Origin of the sequence: Kribbella sp. NPDC004536 (genome assembly GCF_042873835.1) — a bacterium.
In the GTDB taxonomy this organism is placed as follows: Bacteria; Actinomycetota; Actinomycetes; order Propionibacteriales; family Kribbellaceae; genus Kribbella.
Window position 1 is genome coordinate 1,400,259 of sequence record NZ_JBIALY010000001.1, and the last position, 25,832, is coordinate 1,426,090.

At 69.2% G+C, this 25,832-nt stretch carries 26 protein-coding genes; 8 read left to right on the plus strand and 18 right to left on the minus strand.

The window, feature by feature from the left end:
- Positions 1-75 precede the first annotated feature (75 nt).
- Positions 76-1,041 carry a hypothetical protein gene (locus ACFYRU_RS06910; RefSeq protein ID WP_387653914.1) on the plus strand — a complete coding sequence of 322 codons (966 nt, stop codon included), beginning with the start codon at positions 76-78 and terminating at the stop codon, positions 1,039-1,041.
- Positions 1,042-1,121: 80 nt separating this feature from the next.
- Complete coding sequence (locus ACFYRU_RS06915; protein ID WP_387653917.1) at positions 1,122-2,519, plus strand: sensor histidine kinase; 1,398 nt, start codon at positions 1,122-1,124, stop codon at positions 2,517-2,519.
- Positions 2,520-2,614: 95 nt separating this feature from the next.
- Here the strand turns inward: ACFYRU_RS06915 and ACFYRU_RS06920 are convergent, their stop codons facing one another.
- The 4 genes from ACFYRU_RS06920 to ACFYRU_RS06935 are packed head-to-tail and all read right to left on the minus strand — an operon-like array spanning position 2,615 to position 6,799.
- Positions 2,615-3,676: a Gfo/Idh/MocA family protein gene (locus tag ACFYRU_RS06920; RefSeq protein ID WP_387653919.1), complete on the minus strand. Its 1,062-nt coding sequence runs from the start codon at positions 3,674-3,676 to the stop codon at positions 2,615-2,617.
- Positions 3,677-3,680: 4 nt separating this feature from the next.
- Positions 3,681-4,982 carry an ABC transporter substrate-binding protein gene (locus ACFYRU_RS06925; protein WP_387653922.1) on the minus strand — a complete coding sequence of 434 codons (1,302 nt, stop codon included), beginning with the start codon at positions 4,980-4,982 and terminating at the stop codon, positions 3,681-3,683.
- 19 nt (positions 4,983-5,001) lie between these two features.
- A complete protein-coding gene (locus ACFYRU_RS06930; protein WP_387653925.1) occupies positions 5,002-5,886 on the minus strand; it encodes a carbohydrate ABC transporter permease in 885 nt (294 codons plus the stop codon).
- Positions 5,876-6,799 (minus strand): carbohydrate ABC transporter permease, encoded by a 924-nt coding sequence (locus ACFYRU_RS06935; protein WP_387653928.1) that lies wholly within the window; start codon positions 6,797-6,799, stop codon positions 5,876-5,878. Before ACFYRU_RS06935 ends, ACFYRU_RS06930 begins: the two co-directional genes overlap by 11 nt.
- Before the next feature lie 78 nt (positions 6,800-6,877).
- Here ACFYRU_RS06935 and ACFYRU_RS06940 point away from each other — a divergent pair, with 78 nt between their 5' ends.
- On the plus strand, positions 6,878-8,560 hold the full coding sequence (locus tag ACFYRU_RS06940; RefSeq protein ID WP_387653931.1) for a hypothetical protein: 1,683 nt from the start codon (positions 6,878-6,880) through the stop codon (positions 8,558-8,560).
- A 31-nt stretch (positions 8,561-8,591) separates the two neighbouring features.
- On the opposite strand, the gene ACFYRU_RS06945 is transcribed toward ACFYRU_RS06940, so the two are convergent.
- The 9 genes from ACFYRU_RS06945 to ACFYRU_RS06985 all read right to left on the minus strand — a co-directional run bounded on the left by ACFYRU_RS06945 (position 8,592) and on the right by ACFYRU_RS06985 (position 17,341).
- The gene (locus ACFYRU_RS06945; RefSeq protein WP_387653934.1) at positions 8,592-8,933 is read right to left on the minus strand and encodes a hypothetical protein; all 342 of its coding nucleotides are present in this window, start codon (positions 8,931-8,933) and stop codon (positions 8,592-8,594) included.
- A 71-nt stretch (positions 8,934-9,004) separates the two neighbouring features.
- Positions 9,005-9,790 carry a methyltransferase domain-containing protein gene (locus tag ACFYRU_RS06950; RefSeq protein WP_387653937.1) on the minus strand — a complete coding sequence of 262 codons (786 nt, stop codon included), beginning with the start codon at positions 9,788-9,790 and terminating at the stop codon, positions 9,005-9,007.
- 54 nt (positions 9,791-9,844) lie between these two features.
- Positions 9,845-10,831 carry a porphobilinogen synthase gene (hemB, locus tag ACFYRU_RS06955; RefSeq protein WP_387653940.1) on the minus strand — a complete coding sequence of 329 codons (987 nt, stop codon included), beginning with the start codon at positions 10,829-10,831 and terminating at the stop codon, positions 9,845-9,847.
- A 7-nt stretch (positions 10,832-10,838) separates the two neighbouring features.
- Positions 10,839-12,575, minus strand: coding sequence for a uroporphyrinogen-III synthase (locus tag ACFYRU_RS06960; RefSeq protein ID WP_387653943.1), 1,737 nt, complete (start codon positions 12,573-12,575; stop codon positions 10,839-10,841).
- The gene (gene hemC, locus ACFYRU_RS06965) at positions 12,572-13,456 is read right to left on the minus strand and encodes a hydroxymethylbilane synthase (RefSeq protein ID WP_387653946.1); all 885 of its coding nucleotides are present in this window, start codon (positions 13,454-13,456) and stop codon (positions 12,572-12,574) included. The genes ACFYRU_RS06960 and hemC overlap by 4 nt, the downstream gene beginning before the upstream one ends.
- A complete protein-coding gene (locus ACFYRU_RS06970) occupies positions 13,453-14,730 on the minus strand; it encodes a glutamyl-tRNA reductase (RefSeq protein WP_387653949.1) in 1,278 nt (425 codons plus the stop codon). Before ACFYRU_RS06970 ends, hemC begins: the two co-directional genes overlap by 4 nt.
- Positions 14,731-14,806: 76 nt before the next feature.
- On the minus strand, positions 14,807-15,562 hold the full coding sequence (locus tag ACFYRU_RS06975; RefSeq protein WP_387653951.1) for a redox-sensing transcriptional repressor Rex: 756 nt from the start codon (positions 15,560-15,562) through the stop codon (positions 14,807-14,809).
- 100 nt (positions 15,563-15,662) lie between these two features.
- Entirely contained in the window at positions 15,663-15,902 is a 240-nt protein-coding gene (locus tag ACFYRU_RS06980) for a glutaredoxin family protein (protein WP_387653953.1), read from the minus strand.
- Positions 15,899-17,341, minus strand: coding sequence for a class I adenylate-forming enzyme family protein (locus tag ACFYRU_RS06985; RefSeq protein WP_387653956.1), 1,443 nt, complete (start codon positions 17,339-17,341; stop codon positions 15,899-15,901). Before ACFYRU_RS06985 ends, ACFYRU_RS06980 begins: the two co-directional genes overlap by 4 nt.
- Positions 17,342-17,708: 367 nt before the next feature.
- On the opposite strand from ACFYRU_RS06985, the gene ACFYRU_RS06990 reads away from it, so the two are divergent.
- Both ACFYRU_RS06990 and ACFYRU_RS06995 read left to right on the plus strand, forming a co-directional pair.
- Complete coding sequence (locus ACFYRU_RS06990; RefSeq protein ID WP_238332099.1) at positions 17,709-18,281, plus strand: sigma-70 family RNA polymerase sigma factor; 573 nt, start codon at positions 17,709-17,711, stop codon at positions 18,279-18,281.
- Between the two features lie 448 nt (positions 18,282-18,729).
- Positions 18,730-19,605, plus strand: coding sequence for a DUF5667 domain-containing protein (locus tag ACFYRU_RS06995; protein WP_387653958.1), 876 nt, complete (start codon positions 18,730-18,732; stop codon positions 19,603-19,605).
- 77 nt (positions 19,606-19,682) lie between these two features.
- Here ACFYRU_RS06995 and ACFYRU_RS07000 read toward each other — a convergent pair whose 3' ends face one another.
- The 3 genes from ACFYRU_RS07000 to ACFYRU_RS07010 form a co-directional block, all read right to left on the minus strand.
- Positions 19,683-20,762, minus strand: a complete 1,080-nt coding sequence (locus ACFYRU_RS07000; protein ID WP_387653961.1) for a lysophospholipid acyltransferase family protein — start codon at positions 20,760-20,762, stop codon at positions 19,683-19,685.
- On the minus strand, positions 20,755-21,747 hold the full coding sequence (locus tag ACFYRU_RS07005; RefSeq protein WP_387658037.1) for an NAD-dependent epimerase/dehydratase family protein: 993 nt from the start codon (positions 21,745-21,747) through the stop codon (positions 20,755-20,757). The genes ACFYRU_RS07000 and ACFYRU_RS07005 overlap by 8 nt, the downstream gene beginning before the upstream one ends.
- A gap of 61 nt (positions 21,748-21,808) precedes the next feature.
- The gene (locus tag ACFYRU_RS07010; protein ID WP_008356322.1) at positions 21,809-21,910 is read right to left on the minus strand and encodes a 30S ribosomal protein bS22; all 102 of its coding nucleotides are present in this window, start codon (positions 21,908-21,910) and stop codon (positions 21,809-21,811) included.
- Between the two features lie 110 nt (positions 21,911-22,020).
- Here ACFYRU_RS07010 and ACFYRU_RS07015 point away from each other — a divergent pair, with 110 nt between their 5' ends.
- Positions 22,021-22,680, plus strand: coding sequence for a class I SAM-dependent methyltransferase (locus ACFYRU_RS07015; protein WP_387653968.1), 660 nt, complete (start codon positions 22,021-22,023; stop codon positions 22,678-22,680).
- Here the strand turns inward: ACFYRU_RS07015 and ACFYRU_RS07020 are convergent.
- The gene (locus ACFYRU_RS07020; protein WP_387653969.1) at positions 22,677-22,850 is read right to left on the minus strand and encodes a hypothetical protein; all 174 of its coding nucleotides are present in this window, start codon (positions 22,848-22,850) and stop codon (positions 22,677-22,679) included. The two genes, ACFYRU_RS07015 and ACFYRU_RS07020, sit on opposite strands and share 4 nt — an antisense overlap.
- A gap of 104 nt (positions 22,851-22,954) precedes the next feature.
- On the opposite strand from ACFYRU_RS07020, the gene ACFYRU_RS07025 reads away from it, so the two are divergent.
- Positions 22,955-23,170 (plus strand): hypothetical protein, encoded by a 216-nt coding sequence (locus ACFYRU_RS07025; RefSeq protein ID WP_387653971.1) that lies wholly within the window; start codon positions 22,955-22,957, stop codon positions 23,168-23,170.
- Here ACFYRU_RS07025 and ACFYRU_RS07030 read toward each other — a convergent pair.
- The gene (locus tag ACFYRU_RS07030; RefSeq protein ID WP_387653973.1) at positions 23,167-24,915 is read right to left on the minus strand and encodes a BTAD domain-containing putative transcriptional regulator; all 1,749 of its coding nucleotides are present in this window, start codon (positions 24,913-24,915) and stop codon (positions 23,167-23,169) included. The genes ACFYRU_RS07025 and ACFYRU_RS07030 overlap by 4 nt on opposite strands.
- A 54-nt stretch (positions 24,916-24,969) precedes the next feature.
- Between ACFYRU_RS07030 and ACFYRU_RS07035 the strand changes: the two genes are divergently transcribed.
- Entirely contained in the window at positions 24,970-25,830 is an 861-nt protein-coding gene (locus ACFYRU_RS07035; RefSeq protein WP_387653975.1) for an alpha/beta fold hydrolase, read from the plus strand.
- Positions 25,831-25,832 lie beyond the last annotated feature (2 nt).

Consider the following 25,832-nt stretch of genomic DNA (forward strand, 5'->3'; position numbering starts at 1 on the left):
GCTGGTCTCGCGGCCGTAGGTATTGGGGGATCGCCGACAGCGGAAGCTGCCGGTTCGATCCGATCGACTGTTTCATTGTCGGCGCCGTATTCGGGCGTCTACGGATCGACCATCCGCCTGTCCGGCGCTGTCTCGCGCACAGGAACGTCGACGAAGCTTCGCGGCGTCGCCGTATACCTGCAGCGTTCCGTTCACGGCAGGCGCCAGTTCCACACGCTCGCCGGTACGCACACCAACGCGTCCGGTGCTTTCGTCTTCTCGGTTAAGCAATTGTCCGCGTACGACTACCGCGCATACTTCCCCGGAACGAGCAGATATCGCCCGGCATTCAGTTCGGTGCGATACCCCGTGACGACCAGATACATCGCCCTGGACTCGATCGCGACGGTCGACGCGTTTTCTGGGGAGCTCCGGGCTACGGGCCACGCATATCCGCATCCAGCCTCGGGCTCACTTGTGTATCTCCAGCGCTACATCAGCACGAGCAAGACGTGGACCAATGTCGCGACGGGCAAGACCACCTCGACAGGCCAGGTGACGATCAGCGGAGTTCGACCAGGATCGATCTCGGCTTATCGACTCGTGATCGGCAGCCAGGGGGCGTACGGCGCCGGCATCTCGACCGCGAAGAGTTTCGCTCACTATGTCTGGCGTGGAGCCTTCGCCAAGCCCTACCACGTGACGGGTGCTGGTCAGTTCACGTTGCCGACCGCGGCGGACAATCCTCGGCGTGACGTCTTCTACGTCGAGCAGCATGGAGCTGACTCGTTCCTGTACATAACGCCGGACGTGACGGGCTGCAAACAGGCAAGCTCCTATGCATCAGAGCGTGTGGCCGCCACCGGACCGACGACGATCTACCTGAACGTGCCAGGACAGCCGAACGTGGCCGACGATCTGGAGGCGCCTGCCGATTCGCACCTGTCCCTCATCACTGCGGCCGATGTCTCGACTAACCTTCCGGGCTTGACCCACACGTTCTGGTCACAGGCGCTGAGCACCTCGATCTTCGGCATCTTGTCGCTCCTGTGCGCCAACTAAGGATTCCGGCGCAGTATTTCCCAGCGAGTTCTCAGGACGTTCGCAGCCTGCACCCATAACCGGTGCGGATGCTCGGACGTATGAGGGTTGCGGCGCGGTCGTTGAGTGTGCGGGTCGCGGCGGCGATGGTGGTACTGGTCGCGGTGGTGAGCATCGTGATCGGTGCGTTGACGACCGCCGCGATCAGCTCTTACCTGACGAATCAGCTTGATGGAAAGGTGGCCGCCGCGCAGGGCCGGGCGATCGGCGCCTTGCACAACGACGGCCCGCCGCCGGACTCCCCGCACGGGCAGGACGCCGGTACGGTCACCCTCTACCTGCAGTCGTCCGAAGCAGTCGGCACCGTCATCACCTCCGACGGCAAGCTGGCCGATCTGTCGCAGCAGGCGGTCGACGTACTCGACCAGGTGCCGGCGGGCCAGAGCAGTACGGTCGACGTACCGGGCCTCGGCACCTACCGCGTCCACGCGACCGGCGTCGGGCCGATCACCGTCGTCACCGGCCTGCCCACGAAGGACATCCAGAACACGATCACCAGCCTGATCGGGTGGGAGGCGCTGTTCGGCGGGATCGGCGTCCTGACCGCGGGCGGCGTCGCGATCTTCGTCGTACGACGGCAACTGCGACCGCTGCGCCGGGTCGCGCAGACCGCGCGCGAGGTGGCGGCGCTGCCGCTGGACACGGGTGAGATCGGCGTCACCGCGCGGGTCCCCGATCAGCTCACCGACGAACATACGGAGGTCGGCCAGGTCGCGGTCGCGCTGAACACCTTGCTCGGGCACATGGAGCACGCGCTCGACGCGCGGCACCGCAGCGAGCAGCAGGTCCGGCAGTTCGTCGCGGACGCGTCCCACGAGCTGCGCACACCGCTGACCACGATCCACGGCTATGCGCAGTTGAGCCTGCACCAGAACGATCCCGAACTGTTCACGCACGCGATGGGCAAGGTGATGGTCGAGACGACCCGGATGGCGGCGCTGGTCGAGGACCTGCTGCTGCTCGCCCGGCTGGACGCCGGCCGGCCGCTCGACCGGCGCCCGGTCGACCTGTCCCGGCTGGCCCGCGAGTCGGTCGCCGACGCCGAGATAGTTGCCCCCAGCCACCATTGGGAACTGGACCTGCCGGCCGAGCCGATCATCGTGATCGGCGACGAGCAGCGGCTGCACCAGGTGGTCACCAACCTGCTCACCAACGCGCGCCGGCACACCCCACCCGGTACGACGGTCACGGTCGCTGCCGCGCACCGCGACAACGCCGCCGTGATCACCATCCACGACGACGGCCCCGGAATCCCCGCCGACCTGCTACCCAACGTCTTCCAGCGCTTCACCCGCGCCGACACCGCCCGCACCCGCGCCACCGGCGGCACCGGCCTGGGCCTGTCCCTGGCCGAGTCCATCGCCCACGCCCACGCCGGCACCCTCACCCTCACGTCAACCCCCGGCAGCACCACCTTCAGCCTCGCTCTTCCGGCGTGAGGCGGACCGCCATGCCATCACAATCGCCGCCGACCGCGACCGGCAGGCGGACGCGGGCTGCGCCCGAGGGATTGTGATGGCCTGGCGGTCCGCGATCAGCTCCAGGGGGCGCCGATTTCGCTGAACAGCGAGAGTTCGTCGGAGGCGCGGTCGATCCATTGCTCGACGTCGCGGACGATGGGCCGTCGCTCCAGCCCCTCCCCCTCCCACTGCACCAGTTCGGGGTGGATCTCCGCCGGATCCGGTGCGGTGCGGACGGCTTCGACGACGCGGGTGAAGGCGCCGGTGGCGGCGAGTGGGACGTAGAGGGGTACGGCGGGGTCGGTGCGGTGGGCGAGGAGGTTTTCGAGGAGGTCGGCGCGGCCGTACTTCGTACCGTCGATCAGGTCGGACTGGTACGAGAGCACCGCGCGGCGCTTCGAACCGTGGACGATGACCGACGCGTCGACCTGTTCGGTGGCGCAGAGCGTGACCGCGATCAGGATGGGCGTACCGCGGCTGGTGGTGATCCGGACCGACGACGTGTCGTCGGACTCGATCGGATTCGCGCGGTACAGCTCGGTCTCGATCGAACGTACGTCGTCCACGCCGGTCGACCCGTCCAGCAACAGGGCGGCCGCGGTCGCGTGCGCGAGCGGATTCGTCACCGCGCCGTCGACCACGTCGACCCCGTCGAGGTGCCGGCGGCCGGACCAGCGGGCGCGCTGGAAGTACCCGGCCCGGCGCACCCACTTACCGGTCGCGCTGATGCCCCGGAGTTCACCGAGCTCGCCGCGGGCGATCATCGCCGCGAGCTCGAGCGTCGCCTCCGACGCCTGCGCCTGGAACCCGACCTGGAGCGCGCGCCCGGTCTCCCGCACCACCGCGGACAGCTGCTCGAACTCGGCCATCGACGCCGTCGGCGGCTTCTCCAGCAGGACGTCGGCGCCCGCGCGCATCGCCAGCTCCGCCAGCGGGACATGGGTCTGGATCGGCGTACAGATCACCACCACGTCCACTTCGACGGCGGCCAGCAGCTCGTCCAGGCTCTCGAAGGCCGGAACTGGGAGGTCCGCACCGCCCAGCGGATCGGCGACCGCGACCAGCTCGGCGTCGTCCAGGCTCAGGACGTTCCGGACATGGGAGGCTCCGTGGCCGTGGATTCCCACCACGGCCACGCGACTATTTGAGCCCACCCTTGACCTCGTCGAGGAATGCCTTGGCCGCCGCGTCCGGCGACTGTCGTCCGAAGAGTACGTCGGTCGTGTACCGCTGGATGATCTTCTCCACCTGGCCGCCACCGACCGGCGGCGCCGGCGACGGGTCGCCGAGGTCGGCCTTGATGTCCTGGATGAACTTCGCGGTCGCGGCGTCGGCCGGTTGCAGCTTCGGCGTCACCTCGGCGCGGACCTCGGTGTTCGGCGGCACGCCCCGCTCGGCCAGCAGTACGTTACCGGCGGCGGTGCTGTTCGCCAGGTAGTTGACGAATTCCGCGGCCTCCTTCTGGTGCTTCGACCGCGACGAGATCGACCAGAACATCGAGCCCTTGTAGTACGAGCCGTTGTCGGCGGCCTTCCCGTCGGCGCTCGGGATCCGCAGCAGCTTCAGCTGCTGGCCGGTCGCCTTGCTGAACGCCACCAGCTGGTTGCTCCAGATGAAGCTCATCGCCAGCTTGCCGGTCGCGAACGCGGACTGGTCGAGCGATGCGTTGACGTCCTGCGAGACGGCCTCGGCCGACGGGATCGCCTTGTCGTCGCGCAGCTTCAGGATGTACTTGAAGAAGTCGGTGGTCTGCTCCGGCGAGACGCCGAGCTTGCCGTCCTTGGTCCACAGCGACTCGCCGTTCTGCCTGGCCCACAGGTTCAGGCCGGCCTCGTTCGTCCCGAGGGGGCCGGTCCCGGTGATCTTGCCGCCGGTCTTGCTGGTGATGTCGGCCGCAGTCTTCGCGAAGTCGTCCCAGGTCCAGGTCTTGTCGTCCGGGATCGGTACGCCGGCGGTCTTGAACGCGGCCGGGTTGACGACGACGGCGAACGAGTTGATGCCGGCGTTCAGCCCGTACAGGCCGCCGTCGAACTCACCGGCGCCGAGCGTGTCCGGCTCGAACTTGCCGGTGTCCAGGCCCGGCGCCTTCTTCAGGTCGAGCAGCGCGCCGCGGTCGGCGTACTCGCGCAGGTACTTCTCGTCCATCTGGATGATGTCCGGTGCGTCGTTCGCCGCGACCGTGGTGGCGAGCTTGTCCCAGTAGCCGGACCAGTCGCCGAACTCGCCCTTGATCGTGACGTCCGGATGGTCCTTCTGGTACGCGTCGATCACCTGCTGGGTGAGCTTGGTCCGGGTGTCCGACCCCCACCAGGTGAATCGGAGCGTGACCTTGCCGCCGTCCGCGGACGACGACCCACCACCGGAGTCGCCGCCGCAGGCGCTTGCCGCCAGCAACGTGGTGGCCAGCGCCAGCGCCGTGAGGGCGCGGGGGATGTGCCTCATGTGGGGAACCTTTCAGGGGTTACTTGATGCCGGTGGTCGCGATGCCCTTGATCAGGAACCGCTGGCCGAGCAGGAAGGCGAGGAAGACCGGGACCAGGGAGACGACCGACATCGCGAACATCGAGCCCCACGACGAACTGGAGGTCGCGTCCACGAACGACCGCAGTGCCAGCGGGACGGTGTACTTGTGCGGGTCGGTCAGGTAGATCAGCTGGCTGAAGAAGTCGTTCCAGGTCCAGATGAACGTGAAGATCGTCGTGGTGGCCAGGGCCGGGACCATCAGCGGGAGGATGATCCGCAGGAAGATCGACGCCTTGCCGCAGCCGTCGATCCGGGCGGCCTCGTCCAGCTCGCGCGGGATACCGCGGATGAACTGCACCATCAGGAAGACGAAGAACGCGTCGGTGGCGAGCAGCTTCGGCACGATCAGTGGCAGCACCGTGTTGATCCAGCCCAGGTGCGAGAACAGGATGTACTGCGGCACGATCACCACGTGGATCGGCAGCATGATGCTCAGCAGCATGATCGCGAACCAGAACTTCTTGCCGCTGAACTCCAGCCGGGCGAACGCGTACGCCGCCATCGAGCAGGACACCAGGTTGCCGAGGATCGAGCCGAGCACCACCAGGGCCGAGTTCAGCAGGTAGCGCGTGAACGGCTCGGTCAGCGCGTTCCAGCCGACCCGGTAGTTGTCGATCCGCAGGTCCTTCACCAGGATGCCCGGATCGCGGAAGATCTCGTTGCCGGGCCGCAGCGAGCTGACCACCATCCAGATCACCGGGTACAGCATCACCAGCGCGGCCGCGGCCAGTACGACGTGGATCACCAGCGGCCGGATCCGCGTCCAGGTGATGCCCCAGGTGCGGCGGGTGGCGACAGTACGGGACAGCGTTTCAGTCGTCATAGAACACCCAGTACTTCGAGGCGAAGAAGTTCGCCGCGGTGAAGACCCCGATGACCACGAGCAGGAACCACGCCATCGCCGAGGCGTAGCCCATGTCGAAGTTCCCGAAGCCCTTGTCGTAGAGGTACAACGTGAAGAACATCGTCGAGTCCGACGGCCCGCCGGTTCCCCCGGAGACGACGAACGCCTGGGTGAACGACTGGAACGCGTGGATGATCTGCAGCACCAGGTTGAAGAACACGATCGGCGTGAGCAGCGGCAGCGTGATGCTGAAGAATCTGCGCAGCGTCCCGGCGCCGTCGACCGCCGCGGCCTCGTAGTACATCGCCGGGATCTGCCGCAGTCCGGCCAGGAAGATCACCATCGGCGAACCGAACGTCCAGACGTTCAGCACGACCAGCGTGCCGAGCGCTGTACTCGGATCGGAGATCCAGCCCTTTCCGTGGATTCCGAAGACGTCCAGCACCTGGTTCAGCAGACCGGTGGTGCCGAACACCTGGCGCCAGAGGATCGCGATCGCGACGCTCGAGCCGAGCAGCGAGGGCAGGTAGAAGATCGATCGGTAGAACGCCATCCCGCGGACACCACGGTCCAGGACGACCGCCAGCAGTAGCGCGATCATCAGCTGCAGCGGGACCGAGACGAACACGTAGGTGAACGTCACCCGCAGCGAGTTGTGCAGCCGCTGGTCGGAGAGCATCCGGGTGAAGTTCTCCAGCCCGATCCACTTCGGCGCCTGGATCAGGTTGTAGTCCGTGAACGACAGGTACAGCGAGGCCAGCATCGGCCCGATCGTGATCAGGAACAGCCCCAGCAGCCACGGGGCCAGGAACAGGTACCCGGCCAGGTTGTCCCGCTTCTGACCTGCGGGTTTCTTGCCTCGGAGGCTGCCCAGCTCGCCCAGCGCACTCATGGTCACCACCTCGGAAAACGCTTGCCTTGGCCGGTCAAACTAGCCCGGGAAACCGGTTTATGCAAGGGTTCGCCGAGGGTGCCGGTTGTCCGGATCCGGACGTCGTGTGCTGAGCTGGTGGCCGTGGACGAGGACTTCCTGAACCTGCTCACCGAGGCCAACCAGGCCCAGCTCCCGCTCGTGCTCGCGAGCCACCGGGACCCCGGCGACAACGTCCGCGCGGTCGCCCGGAAGGCCCGGCGGTTGGCGTCCGGGTACGTCTGGCCGCGGTCGGCGTACCACCAGGACCCCACGCTGCTCGGCCCCCTGACCTGGCTCGTCGAGCAGCTCGCCGCGCGGCAGCACGAGGACGGGCTGTACGACATCGGCAACCTGCACTCGCCGCCCGACACCGCGTTCGTGATCCAGGACGTCTGCCTGCTGTACGTACTCCTCGACGCGGACGTGCCGATCCGGAAAACGTTGGCGGACATCATCCGGAAGGCCGCACCGGGCCTGGCCTCGGGCGGCGTGCACACGCCGAACCACCGGTGGGAGGTGTCCGCGGCGCTGGCACGGGTGAACCACCTGTTCCCGGACCGGCGCTACACCACGCGGATCGACGACTGGCTCGCCGAGGGCATCGACGCGACGGCCGACGGGATCTACAGCGAGCGGAGCTCGACGTACGCCGCCGAGGTGACGAATCCAAGCCTGCTGACGATCGCCCGGCTGTACGACAGACCGGAGCTGGTGGAGTACGTACGCCGCAACCTCGAGCTGACCCTGTACCTCCTCGAGCCGAACGGCGAGGTCGACACCACCGCGTCCCGCCGCCAGGACCAGAAGGGGATCCGGGAGGTCTGGTGGTATCTCACCCAGTTCCGCGAACTCGCGCTGCACACCGGCGACGGCCGCTTCACGTCTGTTGCCAAGAGCATCGAGGCGCGCGGGGCCGGCGAGCTCGGCGACTTCCTGGCCGAGGTACTGGAACAGCCTTCGCTGGCTGGGATCCTTCCGGACGCCACGCCGGCACCTTCCGACTTCGTCCAGCACTTCCCTTCCCAGGCATCGGCCCGGGTACGGCGGGGCAGCCGGACGGCGACGATCTTCGGCGGCACGGACTTCCACCAGTTCCCGGTGATCGCGTCGGGGTTGTCGACGAACCCGACGTTCTTCAAGTTCCGGCAAGGCGCGGCGATCCTGGACTCGGTGCGACTCGCACCGCAGTTCTTCGGCACCGGGCACTTCCGCGCGGACGGTCTGCGCCGCACCGGACCGCGCACGTTCGAGCTCCAGCAGGAGGTACGCGCGCCGTACCACTTGCCGTTGCCGCCGGAGCAGCGGACGGGTGGGCAGTACGCGTTGACGCCGGAGGGGCGGTTCTACTCGTCGATGGACTTCGGGCACCGGCCTCGGCAGTACCGGTCGCTGCGGACCAACGTACGGGTCGAGGAGGTGGCGGACGGGTTCGACCTCACGTTCGGCTTCGACGGCGACGAGACGACGTACGCGATCGAGCTGTGTTTCCGGCCGGGTGGAAGGCTTTCCGGCGTACGGGAACTGGATGCCGACGGCAACTACCAGCTCGAGTCCGGGGTCGGCGCCTACACCGTCGGCGACGACCGGATCGAGTTCGGGCCGGGCAACGGGCCCGCCCGGGTCGCGATGGACCCGGGCGAGCAGTACACCTATCTGGGCGGAAACCTCACCCCGGACGGCCTCCGCGTGTACCTGACCGGCCGCACACCGGGCAGCCAGATACTCAGGCTCCGCGCCTAGCCGACCTCCACTTTCAGCTGCGTCTGCAGGCCTAGAGAAAGCGCGGGGCGAGACGGTCCGCAGTACGGAACGCAAATGCGAGCGGGGTGGCCAGGCAGGCAACCAGACCGCCGACGAGCGGACCGCGGCGACGTGCGGACACCCGCGGCGGCAGCGTCGCGAACAGGGTCGCAAGGGCCGGCAGCGGGCGGATGAAGACCGTCAGTTCGACGATCTTGCCGGTCTCGTCGAGGCGGGCGAGGTTCATGGCTTCGAGTTCCACGCCTCGCACCCGGGCGTGGAACGAGAAGGTCTGGGCGCTGCCCGCGGCCAGGGGTTCGGTGGTGGTGACGTCTTCGAGTACGGCGAAGATGTCGCGGTGCAGCGCGACCACCTCGTCGCGTACTCGGAACGTGAGCCTGTCGGTGAGCGGCGAGTGGAAGACGACGTCAGTGCTTGGGGTGATCAGGTGGTCGCACGCCCCGCGGCGGTGAAGTTGGTGCCGCCGGTGCAGAGCCAGCCTTCTTGTTCGGCCTGTTCCAGTTCGGCCCAGAACGCGTCGGCTTCCTGCTCGGTCGCGAGCCTGGCGATGCGGTCGGCGAAGAGCATGCGGGTGAAGGCGACCGAGTTCTGGATCACGGTCGAGACCAGGCGGACGTCCTGCAGGCCGGCGTTCATCAGCAGCCGCTGGAGGTTGCGGCCGGCGTCGGGGGTCGGGAGCTCGGTGGCGAACCCGTCGACCAAGGCCCGCGTCAACTCCCGGTTCGAGCTGTTGACGAAGATCGTGCCGGCGTCCATCTCGGACAGGACGACCATCCCGCCGGGGCGCGTCACCCGGGCGAGTTCGTGGACGGCACGTTGCGGGTCGGGCAGTGCCATCAGTACTCGTTCGGCGCGGGCACGGTCGAAGGTCGCGGGTTCGAACGGCAACTCGTTGGCATCACCCTCGACGAACTCGATCGGCAACCCGGAGCCCGCCGTACGGCGCCGCGCCTCGGTCACCATCGTCGAACTCAGATCCAGCCCGGTGGCGCTCCCGCCGGGACCGAGCATCGCCGCCAGCTCGGCCAGATCGTCACCGGTCCCCGAGCCGACATCGAGAACGTCGAGTCCCGGACCGAGGTCGAGCAGATCCTTGATCACCTGCTTGACGTACAACTCCCCGGCCACCGACCGCCGTGTGTCCAGGAACCGCACGAAATAGTCCGCGGCCGCCCCGTCGACAGCCTTGAATCCCGCTGGATCCTCCATGGCATCCACCCCCTGAGGCCGATGATCCTCCGCCCCGGGGTCACCCGCGGAGGGTTAGCGGTCGAGGAGGTGGGTGGCGGCTTCGGTCGCCCAGTAGGTGAGGATGGTGTCGGCGCCGGCTCGGCGGATGGCGGTGAGGGTTTCGAGGATGGCGGCCTCGCGGTTGATCCAGCCGTTGGCGGCGGCGGCCTCGACCATCGCGTACTCGCCGGAGATGTTGTACGCGGCGACCGGGACGTTCACGTGGTCGCGGACCTGGCGAATGATGTCGAGGTAGGCGAGGGCCGGCTTGACCATCACGATGTCGGCGCCTTCGGCGATGTCGAGGTCGACCTCGCGGATCGCGTCGCGGGAGTTCGCGTTGTCCTGCTGGTACGTCTTGCGGTCGCCGGTGAGGGACGAGTCGACGGCCTCGCGGAAGGGGCCGAAGAACGCCGACGCGTACTTCACGGCGTACGCGAGGATCACCGTGTCGACGAAGCCGGCCTGGTCGAGCGCGGTACGTACGACGCCGACCTGGCCGTCCATCATCCCGGACGGGCCGACGACGTGCGCGCCGGCAGTCGCCTGCGCGACGCCCATCTCGGCGTAGATCTTCAGCGTCGCGTCGTTGTCCACGCGGCCCTCGGAGTCGAGTACGCCGCAGTGCCCGTGCGAGGTGAACTCGTCCAGGCAGAGGTCCGACATCACCAGCAGCGAGTCGCCGACCTCGGACACCGCGTCCCGGATCGCCACGTTGAGGATCCCCTCAGGGTCCAGCGCACCGGACCCGACCGGATCCTTCGTGGTAGGTACGCCGAACAGCATCACGCCGCCGAGGCCGAGCTGCGCGGCCTCCGCGACCGCCTTCCGCGCGGTGTCCCGGGTGTGCTGGACGACGCCGGGCATCGACCGGATCGGGATCGGTTCCCGGGCGTCCTCCCGGACGAACATCGGCAGGATCAGCTGCCGCGGCTCGATGGTCGTCTCCGCGACCAGCCGGCGTACCGCCGCCGACGACCGAAGCCGCCGCGGCCTCACTTCCGGGAAACCACCAGACACGATTGCCTCAGCTCTTACGACGAGAACCCGAGCGACGTTCGGACGGACGGGTGACCGGCTCACCGGCCTCCACCATGGTGTCACGGCGGTCCGCACCGAACCGGGCCAGGGCGTCCGCGAGCTCCTCGACCGACGGCGACTCGGCCATCGCGTCGACCCGCAGCCCGTGCTCCTCGGCGGTCTTCAGCGTGGCCGGGCCGATCACCGCGATCACCGTCGACGCGTGCGGCTTGCCGGCGATGCCGACCAGGTTCCGGACCGTCGACGACGAGGTGAACACGACCGCGTCGAACTTGCCGGACTTGATCGCCTCGCGGGTCGGCGCGGGCGGCGGGGCGGCCCGGACGGTCCGGTACGCGGTCACGTCGTCGACCTCCCAGCCCAGGTCGGTCAGGCCCGCGACCAGCGTCTCGGTGGCGATGTCGGCGCGCGGCAGGAAGACCCGGTTGATCGGGTCCAGCAGCTCGTCGTACGGCGGCCAGTCCTCGACCAGCCCGGCGGCGGACTGCTCACCGGACGGGACCAGGTCCGGACGGATGCCCCAGGCACCGATCGCCTCGGCGGTCTTGTCGCCGACCGCGGCGATCTTCAGCCCGGAGAACGCCCGCGCGTCCAGCCCGTACTCGTCGAACTTCTCCCGGACGGCCTTCACCGCGTTGACCGACGTGAACGCGACCCACTCGTAGCGTCCCTCGACCAGGCCGCGGATCGCCTTGTCCATCTGCTGCGGGTTGCGCGGCGGCTCGACGGAGATCGTCGGTACCTCTTCCGGCATCGCGCCGTACCGGCGCAGCCGGTCCATCAGCGGGCCGGCCTGGTCCTTGGTCCGCGGGACCAGGATCCGCCAGCCGAAGAGCGGCTTGGTCTCGAACCAGGACAGCGACTCGCGCTGCTCGACCACCGCGCCGACGACGATCACGGGCTCGCCGGTGACCTTCGCGGTGCGCAGGTCGGTGACGATGGTCTCGAGCGTGCCGACCACGCTGGTCTGCGAGGTCGTCGTACCGCCGACGGTCGCTGCGACCGGAGTCGCGGCGTCGAAGCCGGCCTCGACCAGCGCAACCACCGTGTCCTTGAGCACTTCCGCGGCGTTCAGCAGAACCAGAGTCTGCTTCGGCTGCAGGCGGGTCAGGTCGAGCTTGTTCTCGGCGAGGTCGACGACGGTGACCTCGCGGTCGCCCTTCATGGTCAGCGGGATCCCGGCGTACGTCGGAACCGCGCTCACCTCGCTCACGCCCGGCACGACGTTGAACCCGATGCCGGCCTTCTTGCACGCGGCGGCCTCCTCGGCGCCGCTGGAGAAGGTGAACGGGTCGCCGCTGAGCAGCCGGACCACGTTCGCGGCGGTCTTCGCGGTCTTCACCACGAGCCGCGCGCGGGCCGCCACCCGGAGCGCCCGGCTGCCCTCGGCGCCGGAGCCGTCCACGACCTCGACGCCTGCCTTGCAGAAGCCCAGGAACGCGTCGTGTTCGGGGCCCTCGACAACGACCGCGTCGGCGTTGGCGAGCACGTCCCGGCCGGCCAGCGTCAGCAGCGCCGGGTCACCAGGACCGACGCCGACGAACGTGACATGGCCGAGCGGTTTGGTCTGCTTGACGGTACTGGTCGCGGCCTTCTGCGGTGCCGCGGTGGCGGCTGTCTTCGCGCTCACGTCTGCCTTCGCCCTCGTCGTTTTCGTGCTCGTCCTGTGGGCCGTCTTCTGGGCCTTCTTGTGGGCCGTGCTTGTGCCCTGTGCCGGTGTCATGTTCGCTCCAGCAGCTCGTTCGCCAGCCGTCTGCCGAGGCCCGCGGGGTCGTCCACGGGCCCGTTCGCGGACAGCCGCCGGACGCCGTCCTCCTGGCCGAGCGCGCCCCGCAGCCACAGCTCCGGGCCGTCCTCACCCTCGACCACCTCGGCGAGCGCGCCGACCGGAGCCGTGCACCCTGCCTCGAGCGTGGCCAGCAACTGCCGCTCCGCCGTGACCGCGGCCCGGGTGGCCGGGTCCTCCAGCGGTGCCAGCGCAGCCAGTACGTCGGTGTCGTCCGCGCGGCACTCGACGGCCAGCGCCGCCTGTCCCGGCGACGGCAGCATCTGGATCGGGTCGAGGGTCTCGGTCACCTCGTCGAGCCGCCCCAGCCGGGCCAGCCCGGCCCGGGCCAGCACCACCGCGTCGACCTTGCCGTCGGCAACCAGGCCGATCCGGGTGTCCACGTTGCCGCGGATCCCGGTGCACTCGACCCCGAGACCGAGCGCCTCGATCTGCGCCGACCGGCGCGGCGCACCGGTACCGATCACCGCGCCGCGGGGCAGCTCGCCGAGCGTCAGCCCGTCGCGGGCGACGAGTACGTCGCGCGGGTCCTCGCGGACCGGGATCGCGCCGATCACCAGCCCGTCGACCGCCGCGGTCGGGAGATCCTTCAGCGAGTGCACGGCGATGTCGATCTCGCCGGCCAGCAGCGCGTCCCGGAGCGCACTGACGTAGATGCCGGTGCCACCGATCTGCTCGACCGGAGAGACCTTGTCCACGTCGCCGGTGGTGGAGATCGGGACCAGCTCGACCTCGTGACCGTTGTCCCGGAGCGCGTCCGCGACCAGAGTGGACTGCGCGATCGCCAGCTTCGAGCGGCGCGTCCCCAGCCGGATCATGCCTGCTCACCACCCTTCGGCGTGGTGACCGCGTCGACGGCCGCCTGGTCGAGTGCGAACAGTTGCCGCAGCGCGTCGGCGTACGTCGGTCCGCCCGGATCGCCGCCGAGTTCCTTCACCCGGACGGTCGGGTTGTGCAGCACCTTGTCGACGACCCGGTGGATGGTCCGTTCGACCTCGTGCCGTTCGTGCTCGCCGAGGTCCGGCAGCCGGCGCTCGAGCCGGGCCAGTTCCTGGTCGACCAGTGAGCTCGCCATCGCGCGCAGTGCGACGACGGTCGGCGCCACCGACGCGGCCCGCCGGGTGGCCTCGAACGCTCCGGTCTCCTCGCCGACGATCCGCCGTACCTCGTCGATGTCGGCCTCGCTGCCGCCCGCCGTACCGACCAGGTCGGCGAGCGTGATCAGCGTGACGCCGGGGATCCGGGCCGCCTCCGGCGCGACGTCGCGCGGGAGGGCGACGTCGAGGACACCGAGCGGCCGGTCGCCGGCGGCGTTCCGGATCATCTCCTCGGTGATCACCACGCCGCGGGCGCCGGTGCAGGACACCAGCAGGTCGGCTTCGGTCAGCGCGTCCGGTACGTCGGCGAGCTTGATCGCCGTACCGCCGATCCGGTCGGTCAGCGCGACCGCGCGCTCGTAGTTGCGGTTGGCAACGGTCACGCTCCGCGCGCCGTTGTTCATCAGGGTCTGCGCGGCCAGCGAGGCCATCGAGCCGGCGCCGACGATCAGCGCCCGACGGCCCTCGGTACCGCCGACCGCCTCCAGCCCGGCCGAGACGACCGAACGACCGGCCGCGTCGATCCCGGTCTCGGTGCGGGCCCGCTTGCCGACCCGCAACGCGTGCTGGAACAGGGCGTTCAGGTCCGTACCGATGGTCTCGTTGTCCTGGCCGGCCCGGAGTGTCTCCTTCAGCTGGCCGAGGATCTGGCTCTCGCCGACGATCATCGAGTCCAGCCCGACCGCGACCTGGAACAGGTGCGCGACCGCGCCCTCCTCGAAGTGCACGTACAGGTGCTCGGCGAGGTCCAGCAGCGGTACGCCGGTGACGTCGGACAGGATCGCGGTGACCTCGTCCATCCCGGCGTGGAACCGGTCGACGGTCGCGTACACCTCGGTGCGGTTGCAGGTGGCAACGACCGCGGACTCCGCGACGGCGGCCGAGTTCCGGACCGACAGGCCGAGCTTGGTCGCGGCCTCCGCGTCCAGGGCGACCCGCTCGAGCACGTCGATGGCGGCGGACCGATGACTGATCCCGACTACCAGGTAGCTCATCCGCGTCCTCGCTTCGCTCCGGGCGCGGATGAGGCACGAATCGCACTGTATTGAACGATGAACTCGCTCCGCTCGTTCATGCGCCGAGGCCTCCCCCGACGCTCGGGAGATCCGTCAGGCCGTTCATCGCTGGTAGTTCGGGCACCTGGGGGAGCGCCGCCTCTCCGGACTTTCGTTGTTCGTGGTACGCCAGGATCTGAAGCTCGATCGAGAGGTCCACCTTGCGGATGTCGACGCCGTCGGGCACGGACAGCACCACGGGCGCGAAGTTCAGGATGCTGGTGACGCCGGCGGCGACCAGCCGGTCGCACACCTCCTGCGCCGGGCCGGCGGGAGTGGTGATGACCCCGATGGAGACCCGGTCGGCCTTCACGATGTCCTCGAGCTGGGCGAAGTCACGGACCTCCATGTCGCCGATCCGCTCGCCGACCAGGTTCGGGTCGGCGTCCAGCAGCGCGACGATCCGGAAACCGCGGGTGCCGAACCCGGAGTAGTTCGCCAGCGCGTGGCCGAGGTTTCCGATCCCGACGATGACGACCGCCCAGTCCTGGGTGACGCCGATCTCGCGGGCGATCTGGTAGCGCAGGTACTCGACGTCGTAGCCGACGCCACGGGTGCCGTACGACCCCAGGTAGGACAGGTCCTTGCGGAGCTTGGCCGAGTTCACACCGGCCGCGGTCGCCAGGTCCTCGCTCGACGCGGTGGCCGTACCACCGTCGGAGAGCGCGGTCAGGGCCCGCAGGTAGACCGGCAAGCGCGCGACAGTCGCCTCGGGGATGCCGCGTTCGGTTCTCGTCGGCGGGCCGGGGCGACGGCTGCTGGCACGCGTCACAATTCTCCTGGGAGCGGTTGGTTCACCGCGGTCTGACGGCCGGCGGCTCTCTTACTCTAGGAGCTTGTGAACGTGAGAACAAAATCGGCGAAAGTGACCCCTACCTCATCAGTGCCTTTCGCAGTCTGGCGGGGTCCACTCGCCAGAAGTCGTGCTGCTTGCCGTCCACGAACGTCACCGGGATCTGTTCGCCGTACTGCGTGAACAGCCGGTCATCATGCGTGATGTCGACCTCGGACCAGTCCGCGCCCGCCTCGGCACAGACCGCCCGGATGACCTCCCGGGCGTCGTCGCACAGATGACAGCCCGGCTTGCCGTACATGACAACTCTCGTACTCACAAGCCCCGCAACCGTCCCTTCGCGACCTTGCCGGTGACCGAGTGCGGCAGTTGGTCGACCACCTCGATGTCGACCGGGCTCTTGAACCGGGCCAGCCGGCCCTCCGCGTAAGCGCGGACCGTTGCGACGTCGACCGATGTGTCCGGCAACGGTACGACGAACGCCTTCACCGCCTCGCCGGTCTCCTCCGACGGGATCCCGATCACCGCGGCCTCGCGAACCCCCGGCGCCGCGACCAGTACGTCCTCGACCTCGCTCGGGAAGACGTTGAAGCCGGACACGATGATCAGCTCGCGCAGCCGGTCGACCAGGAACAGGTCGCCGTCGGCGTCCAGGAACCCGACGTCGCCGGTCCGGTACCAGCCGTCGGCGTCCGGGCCGTCGACACCGTCCGGCCAGTAGCCGGAGAACAGGTTGCCGCCGCGGATCAGGATCTCGCCGGGGTCGTCGCCCTCGACGTCCTCGCCCCGCTCGTCGGCGATCCGGAGCTCGACGTTCGGCAGCGGACGCCCGACCGACCCCGGCTTCGGCGTGGCCTCGCCGAGGGTCGTGGTGACCCCCGGGGACGCCTCGGTCAGCCCGTACCCCTGGTGGACGTGCAGGCCGGTCGCCTGCTCGAAGCGGTCCGCGAGCGTGCGGTCGAGCGTGGACGCGCCGGTGAGGACGACCTTGACCGTCTTCAGCGCGGCCCGCAGGTCCGGGCGGGTCAGCAGCGCGTTCAGGGCGGGCGGGGCGAGCGGCAGGCGCGTCACGCCGTACCGCCCGATCAGCTCGAGGGTCTGCTCGGGATCGAAGCGGCGCTCGACGACCAGCGCGGCGCCGGTCCCGACGGCCCAGCCGAGGACCGCGTTCAGGCCGAACGCGTGGAACATCGGCAGCACCCCGAGCACCACGTCGTCCGGCCCCATCCGGTCCTCGCCGAGCCCGCCGAGGTTGCGGACGTTGGCCGAAAGTGCCCGATGGGTGAGCATCGCGGCCCGCGGATCTCCACTGGTTCCGGACGTGTACAGCAGCACCGCGAGCGACTCGGGATCGATCGGCGGCGGTAACGGAACGTCACCCTGGAGCTCGTCCGGGGCCACCGTCCGGACGCCTTCGAAGTGGTCGGCAAGGACCGCGTCGGCGATCGCCAGCCGGGCTCCGGAGTGCGCCGCGACGGTCGCCAGCTCGGGCTTGGTGAGCCCGGTGTTCAGCGGTACGGCGACCAGCCCGGCGCGAAGAACGCCCAGGTAGGAGGTCACGAACTCGATGCTGTTGGCAACCAGCAGCAGCACCCGGTAGCCCGGCACCAGGCCGGCCGCGGCGAGCCCCCGCGCGGTCCGGTCGACGGCCTGGTCGAGCTCGCTCCAGGTCAGCCGCCGATCCCCGTCGACCAGTGCGGGACGATCGCCGTGACGTTGCGCTGTGTCACGAAGGAGGTCCGCGAAATTCACGTTCACCAGGCGAGTCTGTCACGGCGGGGATTCGGCCACGGACCGACCGGGTTTGCCCAGAACGGTTGCAGCAGAGCGTGACCACCGATATACAGGTGACTTCGCGAGCGAGCTTCTGCTGAACCTCACACTGCAGAAACCCGTCCGCGCGGGGACCCTCATGCGCGATGTACCAACCCCGACAGCAGGCTGCTCCGCAATTTCCGGACGCAGTCCGCTGGCGCATTCACGCAAGCTTCGGACCGGACGGAAGGCGGCACGCCCCAGCCTGTTGACAGCCCGTGCATGAGCAGTAACGTTCGGTGCTGTCCCAGAGTCACTGAGGCCATTCGCGGATGTGTCGAACGACGTGTCAGTCGAACGGGGAGACAACTTGACCACGCCGGAACCAAGCCCGGACGGGATGCGACGTGCTGAGCTCGTCGATCGCGCCCAGGCCGGGGACGTCGGTGCCTTCGGTGAGCTGTACGACGAGTACTCGCTCACCGTCTATCGCTACATCTACGCCCGGGTGTCCTCGTCGGCACTCGCCGAGGACCTGACCAGCGAGACCTTCGTCCGGGCGCTCCGGGCGCTGGACTCGTTCCGCTGGCAGGGCCGGGACTTCGGAGCCTGGCTGGTGACGATCGCCCGGAACCTGATCACCGACCACTACAAGTCCGGCCGGGTCCGGCTCGAGGTGGTCACCGACGAGATCGAGACCCACGACCGGCAGACCGAGGGCCCGGAGATCGACGTGCTGGCCGCGGCCACCGCCGAGGTACTCCGGGACGCGGTGGCCGGCCTGCCCGACGAGCAGCGCGACTGCCTGACGATGCGGTTCTTCGCCGGTTTGTCGATCGCCGAGACGGCCAAGGCGCTGGAGAAGTCCGAAGGCGCCGTCAAGCAACTGCAACTGAGGGCCGTACGGCACTTGGCGAAGGTTATCCCCAAGGACTTGAGATGAGGCGGATGACAACGAACGTCTTTCGTAACCCGTCAGGGAGTTACCTCGTTTGCCTGGTGAGGACCTGTCGGTGACCCCGACTGGCCATTGAGGAGAACGAGAACTCATGAGTGACCTACACAGGGCTCGAGCGCGCGCGGAGGCATTCGCGCACGCCGTCGATCACGGGCCCCGTCACTCCGCGCGACTGGGCGACGATCCAGAGTTGCTGGAAGCTGTGGAACTGGTCGGACGGCTGAGGACCGCCGGCGCAGTTGCACCGCGACCCGAGTTCAGTGCCGAGCTGCGGCACCGCCTGATGGAGCAGGCGGCGGCGCGGGCGGCGACCACTGGGACTCAACTGACGGTGCACACCGCACCAGACGACTCGGACGACCCGCCGGGTAGCGAGGACGTTGGCGCGTCCGTGACAGATATCCGCCGTCGCCAGAGCCGGAGGATCCGGCTGGTGGCATCGACTGCCGCGCTGGTGCTGCTGGGAGGTGGCATCGGTTCTGCCGCCGCCGCCCAGCAGGCGATGCCCGGCGACACCTTGTACGGGATGAAACGCAGCATCGAGAACGTGGCCACCAATGTGGGCGTCGGCGACGACTCCCGCGGCCGGCGCGATCTCGAACATGCCATGACCCGACTGTCCGAAGTCCAGGAGCTGGCCACCAACGGCGGCTCCGTGGGCACGATCAACGCGACCCTGGACGACTTCTCGAAGCAGGCCCGTCAGGGCGTGTCCAGACTGCTCGCGTCGTACCAGCAGAACAGCGACCAGAGCTCGATCACGGCGATCACGAGCTTCATCACCAGCGCCCGCCAGGCTCTCGGTGAGCTCGCGCCGCAACTGCCGCCCGAGTCGCTGAAGTCCGGCGTCGAGGCGCTCGCCACCATCGAGCAGCTGGCCGGCCACACCGCGGCCGCCTGCCCGAAGTGCGACGCACCGAAGCCGGCGTCCGGTGCTCCGAGCACCGGTTCGAACCATTCGAACCGCACCACCCCCGGCGCGACCCAGCCGAGCGATCCGGTGCAGGCGTCGACGAGCGCGAAGGCCTCGGCGACGATCCCGACCCCGGCCGACTCGGCGTCGCTGAATCCCACCACCGCGCCGACCAACCTGCCGAACACGACGATCGTCGAGGAGTCCGAGACTCCGCCGCCGAGCGCCCTGAAGACACCACCGAAGCCGTCGTCGTCGAACTCGCCGATTGCGACGCCCACGGTGCTGCCTTCCACGTTGACCCCGTCCGCACCGGCGTGGCCGTGGCCGTTCCCGACCACCCCGCTGATCAACCTGCCCGGCGTGCTGCAGACTCTGTTCCCACCCTGGAAGTAGGACCGGAAAAGTAGGACGCTGAGCAAGCAGCCCCGGCACAACAACCACGTGCCGGGGCTGTTGCTGTCCCTCTTGGGTCAGAAGAAGACGCTGCGGCGCTGCATGAGCAGCGTGTACAGGGTCTGCTGGATGGTCTCGCGGACCTGGTCGGTGACGTTGAAGACCAGCATCGGGTCGTCCGCGGCGCCGTCGGCGAAGTCGTCGGTACGGATCGGCTCGCCGAACTCGATCAGCCACTTCGACGGCAGCGGGATCAGCCCGAGCGGACCGAGCAGCGGGAAGAACGGTGTGACCGGGATGTACGGGACGCCGAGCAGCCGGGCCAGCGACGCGATGTTGCCGACCAGCGGATAGATCTCCTCGGCGCCGACGATCGAGCACGGCACGATCGGTACGCCGGTCCGCATCGCCGCGCTGACGAACCCGCCGCGGCCGAAGCGCTGCAGCTTGTACCGCTCGGAGAACGGCTTGCCGAGGCCCTTGAAGCCCTCCGGCCAGACCCCGACCAGGTTGCCCTGGCGGAGCAGGCGTTCGGCGTCGTCGTTGTTCGCGAGGGTGGCACCGCCCTTGCGGGACAGTTCACCGACGAACGGGGTCTGGAACACCAGGTCCGCGGCGAGCGTCCGCAGCGGGCGGCCGGTGTGGTCGGCGACCACGACCTGGGTGACGAGGCCGTCGAGCGGCATCGTGCCGGAGTGGTTCGCGACGATCAGCGCGCTGCCGTCGGCCGGGATGTTCTCGATCCCACGGACCTCGACCCGGAACCACTTCTCCACCATCGGCCGCAGCAGCGGCAGCAGGACCTGGTCGTTCAGGTCGGCGTCGTACCCGAACTCGTCGAGCTCGTACTCCCCCGTCACCCGCCGCCGCAGGAACGCCAGCCACTCCGCGACCCGCCGCTCCCCGTCCGCCCCGAACATCCCACGCACGGCCCGCTCGAGCCCGGCGAAGTCGAACGGCGGCGCGGTCGGCCGTTCCTCGGCGTATGCCGGGGACTCGACGACAGGCTCCGTCTCTTCGGGGGGATGTTTGCGGCCCTTCTTCGGGCGCGCCTTGTCGCCGGCCAGCGCGCGAGCCGCGGCTGAGGGGGTGGTCCGGCGGTTGCCGCGGCCGGGGCGGCCGCCGGAGCCGATCGGGATCACGTCGGCGTCAGCCACGGAGGGCTCCCAGGCCGGCGCTCAGCAGGCTCGAGGCGCGGCTCATCGCGCCGGTGCCGAGTGACCTGCGGAAGTCGTCGAACGCCTCCGCGGTCGTGTACTTCGGCTCGAACCCGAACTCGGTGCGCATCCGCGTCGTGTCGACACCTCGCCCGTACGTCAGGAACGTGATCTGGTCCGGCGAGAAGTCCGCCAGCCGCGCGCGCCGGACGACGGCGGCCGTACTCGACGCGGTGAACGAAGGCAGCCGCAGCGTCGGCCGGCCGAGCCGGCGGATCGCCTGGGACAGCGAGAGGACGCCGTCACCGGCCAGGTTGAACGTCCCCGGCAGGTCGTCGACCGTCGCGTGGTGGATCGCCTCGACGCCGTCGTCCTCGTGCAGGAACTGCAGGCGCGCGTCGTACCCGAAGACGGTCGGTACCACCGGCAGGCCGAAGTACCTCGTGATCGGGGAGTCGGTCTTGGGGCCGATCCAGTTCGCCATCCGGAGCGTGGAGACGCAGACGTCGGGGCGCCGCCGGGCGAAACCCCGGACGTACCCCTCGACCTCGACGGCGTCCTTGCTCAGACCGTGGTGATGGATCGCCCGCGGCGCCATCTCCTCGGTGAACATCGCCGGATCCCGCGGACCCGCGCCGTACACCGTGGTCGACGACTTCACCACCAGCTTCGCCACGCCGGGCGCCTTCTGGCACGCGGCGAGCAGCTGCATGGTGCCGATGACGTTGATCTCCTTCATCGACGACCGGCCGCCGGCGCTGCCAGGAGTGGCCACCACGCCGGTGTGTACGACCGTGTCGACATCCTCGGCGGCGATCACCTTGGCGATCACCGGGTTGCGGATGTCGGCCCGGACGAACCGGACCCGGCCGAGTTCCGCGCGCGGCGGGACCACGTCGACACCGATCACGGTGCCGATCGACGGGTCCTCGGCCAGTCTCCGGGCACAGCGAGCACCGGCGTCCCGCGAGACGCCGGTCACCATCACTACCTGTGCCACGAGCTACCCCCAGCCGGACCGGGCGCGGCCGAACAGTACCTACCGGCTACTTGCCGAGCTTGCGGCGCTGCACCCGCGTCTTCTTCAGCAGCTTGCGGTGCTTCTTCTTCGCCATACGCTTACGGCGCTTCTTGATAACGGAACCCACGTCTGACCATCCAAACTCAAAGAGAACGTCGGCAAAGCTTACCCGTAGGTCTGCGTCCCGACCTAAAGCAGGCTCCATCGGTAGACTGAGACCTTGGCTGGGGAGGCTGGATGCGGGCTCGGTACGACGGTTTGGCGGAGTGGTACGACGAGCGGTTCGGGGCCGACGCGCCGCCTCATCAGCCGGGTCTGCTCGAACTGCTCGGCACCGGTTCGGGGCCCTGTCTGGACATCGGCTGCGGTACCGGCAGGAACTTCGACAGCATCCGCGCCAGCGGCCGCTCGGTCGTCGGACTGGACTTCTCGATCGACCAGCTGCGCCGCGCCCGGATGCGCACCGACGGTCCGCTGCTGCACGGTGACGCGGCAGCCCTGCCGTTCGCCGACGGCTCCTTCGACACCGCGATCACGCTCTGGACCTCCACGGACGTGGACGACTTCGGCGCGGTCCTTCGCGAAGCAGCCCGCGTACTGCGACCCGGTGGGGTCTTCGTCACGTACGGCGTACATCCCTGCTTCAACGGTCCGCACGTCGTCTACGAGGACGACGGCCGCCGGATCGTGCACCCGACGTACCGCCAGACCGGGTGGCACACGGACATGCCGTGGTGGGCCGAGGACGGCATCCGCCGGCGGATCGGTATGTCCCACCTGACGCTGGCCGACTACCTGAATGCGGTTATCAGGTCCGGCCTGGTAGTCGAACACTTTGAGGAGCCCGCCGGCTACGACATCCCCCACGCCTTGGCGGTGCGAGCCCGAAAGCTCTAGGCGGCTTTGCGGCTGCCTGTCGGGGCGACCGGGTCAGTGAGGACGGCCAGGTGTGGGGTGGCGGTCTGCTTGGTGGTGCTCGCGTAGGCGGCGGGGGTGAAGGCGACGGCGGCCAGGCCCAGGGTCGCGATGGTGCCTACGGCAACGGTCTTGACGATTCGGATCGGCATCGGATGCCTCCTTCAGGTTGGTGATTCCATCCTGGTCGCACGGTCTGCGACGCTCCTGGAAGATTCCTGGGATCCACCTGGGAACGCCGGGTACGTTGGAGAACATGGCGAACGTCGTGTTCCTGGCAGGTCTGGTCGTGGTGCTGGCAGGGCTGACCTCTTTCGCGGCCTGGGCGCGGCGCACGGGGCGCGGGTCCGGGGTGGCCGGAGCGCTCGCGGCATACGAGGACGCGTATCGCGGGACAGCCCACCGCTCGTACCACGAGCTGCGGCTGCAGGCCGGCCGCAAGTCCGAGACCGGGTCGCCCGAGGACCTCTAGTTCAAGTAGTCAGCGACCGGGCCGAGAGTGAGTAGACCGCTGCCGGCCGCGTGTTCTGCGGCAGCCGGCGCCAACGCTTTCCGCGCTTTCCGCAACAGTTCCTCATCCCCCGCCTGCTTGGCGGCGTGGGCGGTCAGACACCACTGGGCTTCGAGAAGCAGCCCAGGAGTCGGGTGGAAGTCCGCCTCGGGCACGGGTTCGTCATGACGTACGGCGTACGCGGCCAACGCCAACGGAAGCAGGCCGTCGCTCAACCCGGGCATCCCGGCCCCGTCGAGCAGCTCGGCCGCGGCGCGGTAGGCGTCGGGAGTGTCGTCACGCAGAGCGGCGTACCAGCGGGTGAAGACCGCGACCAGTGGCAGCTCATGTCGCGCAGCCAGGGCGTCGGCGGCTGCGGCGTGTTCGTCCGCGGACGTGTGGTCGGCACGCGCACACGCCGACTGCAGGCGGATCAGGTGGCCGAGAACCTCATAGGTAAAGAGGTTGTGGCGCTGCGACAGCGTGACGAGCTCCGCGCCGATCGCGTCCCGTTCCGACGCGAGGCCTGTGCGGTAACAGGTCTGCATGAAGACACCGTTCAACGTGAACGCCAGCAGCGCGGGATCGTCGAGGCCGCGCGCGAGTTGTTCTGCCTCGAGCGCGGCCTCGCGCGGACGGGTCGCCCGGGAACCGCGGGATTCGAGCGCGATCGTGGCGAGCAGGCGGGCGCGGATACTCGGGTGGTCCTGCGTCGGCAGTACGCGTTCGGCCGCGGCCACGATCGCGGCGGCCTGCGGTTCGTCGTCGGATCGGGTCCAGATCGCGGGTACGTCGTACGCGCCGATGATCCGCGCGGTGAGGTCGGGGTCGGCGAGCTCTTCGGCTGCTCTGACCGCGGCGAGGCGGTGCCGGCGTGCGGCCTCGAGCCCACCACCGCCGGTGACCGCGAGGTTGCGGAGCAGGCCGACCGTGGACTCGATCCGCGCCCGGGTGCCGCCGACGGCCCGGTCGTACGCGGCCGCCGTCTCGGCCCACACGTTGCCGGCCGGGGCGAGATGCGTTGCCTGGTTGAGGATGTCGCGCTCCAGCCGGTTCAGCGCGGGACCGGGATCGACACCGAGTTGGTCGACGAGGGTCGTCCGGGCACGACGCAGTACGGCGAGCGCGTCGCCTTGCCGGTCGCTGCGGTACAGCGCCACTGCGAGCAGCCGCCAGGCGTCCTCGCGCCACGGGTGCTCGGTGACGTGTGCGTCGAGGTCCGGCACCGCCTCGGCCGCAAGGCCCAGCTCGAGCCGGGTCGATGCCACCCGCTCGACCGCCTGCAGCCGCAGCTCGGTCAGCCGGGAACGCTCTGCGAGCGCCCAGGGCTCGTCGGCGAACTCGGCGTACGCAGGCCCGCGCCACAACTGCAACCCGGCCAGCAGCTCGGGCAGCGCGGTGGCCTTAACGGAGGCCTCGAATTTGTAGGCGTCGACGGCGTCGGTGCGGAGCGCGTACCCGGGACCCTCGGTGACCAGTAACCGAGCGGGCTCGCGTGGCCGGCGGTCCGGCTCGATCGCCCGGCGCAGCGCCGCGACGAACGTCCGCAGCGCGCTCAACGCGCCGTCCGGCGGATCGGGCCAGAGGTCGTCGACCAGTACGTTCGCCGGCACCACCCGGCCGCGCGCGACGATCAGCCGCGCGAGCACGGCCCGGTGCCGCGGGCCCTTCAGCTCAACAGGCTCCCGGTCCCACGCCACCACCGGACCGAGTACCCCGAACTCCACCTGCCCACGGTAGCGCTCATCGAATGCTCATCGGTCGGCGCGACGCTGGGTGGCATGAAGATCGAAGGATTTGCGTACCACCGTCTGCGTGGCGTCGACGACGTCGAGCTGAACGTCGCCGTGGGCGGATCGGGCGCGCCGGTCGTGTTGCTGCACGGGTTCCCGCAGACGCACCTGATGTGGCGGCACGTGGCGCGGGACCTGGCCGCGGACCACACCGTGATCTGCCCGGATCTGCGGGGGTACGGCGAGAGCGGGAAGCCGGTGGACGGGTACTCGAAGCGGGCGATGGCGGCGGACGTGGTCGCGGTGGCGGCTGCGTTGGGGCATTCGCGGTTCGCGCTGGTCGGGCACGACCGGGGTGCGCTGGTGGCGTTCCGGGCGGGGCTCGATCATCCGGACGTCGTCACGCACCTGATGTGCCTCGACGTACTGCCGACACTGGACATGTGGGACGTGATGCACGGGACGACCGCGGCGGTCGGGTTCCACCTGTACCTGATGGCGCAGCCGCCCGGCTTGCCGGAGCGGATGATCGAGGGCGCGGCGGACGAGTTCTTCGGCTACTTCCTCGATCAGTGGGCGAACGATGCGGTGGCGATCCCGGTCGACGTCCGAGCGGAGTACCTGCAGGCGTCGCGGAACGCCGTACCGTCGATCGTCGCCGACTACCGCGCGTCGGCAACAGTCGACGTACAGCAGGACGAGGAAGACCTTGCCGCAGGCAACAAACTGCGGATGCCGGTGACGGTGATCCAACAGGACTGGGGCACAGCCCTGGGCTTCGACGCAGCCACGCTGTGGAAGACCTGGACCACCAACCTCCACCACCAGACGACAACCGCCGGCCACTTCATGGCAGAAGAGTCCCCCACCGAAATCACCACCGCGATCCGCACCCTCCTGACGCGCTGAAC

Bases quoted from the DNA above. Each gene is read 5' to 3' on its own strand.
- ACFYRU_RS07035 (WP_387653975.1), top strand. From the start codon at position 24,970: ATGAAGATCGAAGGATTTGCGTACCACCGTCTGCGTGGCGTCGACGAC.
- ACFYRU_RS07020 (WP_387653969.1), bottom strand. From the start codon at position 22,850: ATGCCGATCCGAATCGTCAAGACCGTTGCCGTAGGCACCATCGCGACC.
- ACFYRU_RS07025 (WP_387653971.1), top strand. From the start codon at position 22,955: ATGGCGAACGTCGTGTTCCTGGCAGGTCTGGTCGTGGTGCTGGCAGGG.
- ACFYRU_RS07005 (WP_387658037.1), bottom strand. From the start codon at position 21,747: ATGGTGACCGGCGTCTCGCGGGACGCCGGTGCTCGCTGTGCCCGGAGA.
- hemC (WP_387653946.1), bottom strand. From the start codon at position 13,456: ATGATCCGGCTGGGGACGCGCCGCTCGAAGCTGGCGATCGCGCAGTCC.
- ACFYRU_RS06925 (WP_387653922.1), bottom strand. From the start codon at position 4,982: ATGAGGCACATCCCCCGCGCCCTCACGGCGCTGGCGCTGGCCACCACG.
- ACFYRU_RS06960 (WP_387653943.1), bottom strand. From the start codon at position 12,575: ATGACACCGGCACAGGGCACAAGCACGGCCCACAAGAAGGCCCAGAAG.
- ACFYRU_RS06915 (WP_387653917.1), top strand. From the start codon at position 1,122: ATGAGGGTTGCGGCGCGGTCGTTGAGTGTGCGGGTCGCGGCGGCGATG.
- ACFYRU_RS06950 (WP_387653937.1), bottom strand. From the start codon at position 9,790: ATGGAGGATCCAGCGGGATTCAAGGCTGTCGACGGGGCGGCCGCGGAC.
- ACFYRU_RS06930 (WP_387653925.1), bottom strand. From the start codon at position 5,886: ATGACGACTGAAACGCTGTCCCGTACTGTCGCCACCCGCCGCACCTGG.
- ACFYRU_RS06970 (WP_387653949.1), bottom strand. From the start codon at position 14,730: ATGAGCTACCTGGTAGTCGGGATCAGTCATCGGTCCGCCGCCATCGAC.
- ACFYRU_RS06935 (WP_387653928.1), bottom strand. From the start codon at position 6,799: ATGAGTGCGCTGGGCGAGCTGGGCAGCCTCCGAGGCAAGAAACCCGCA.
- ACFYRU_RS07015 (WP_387653968.1), top strand. From the start codon at position 22,021: ATGCGGGCTCGGTACGACGGTTTGGCGGAGTGGTACGACGAGCGGTTC.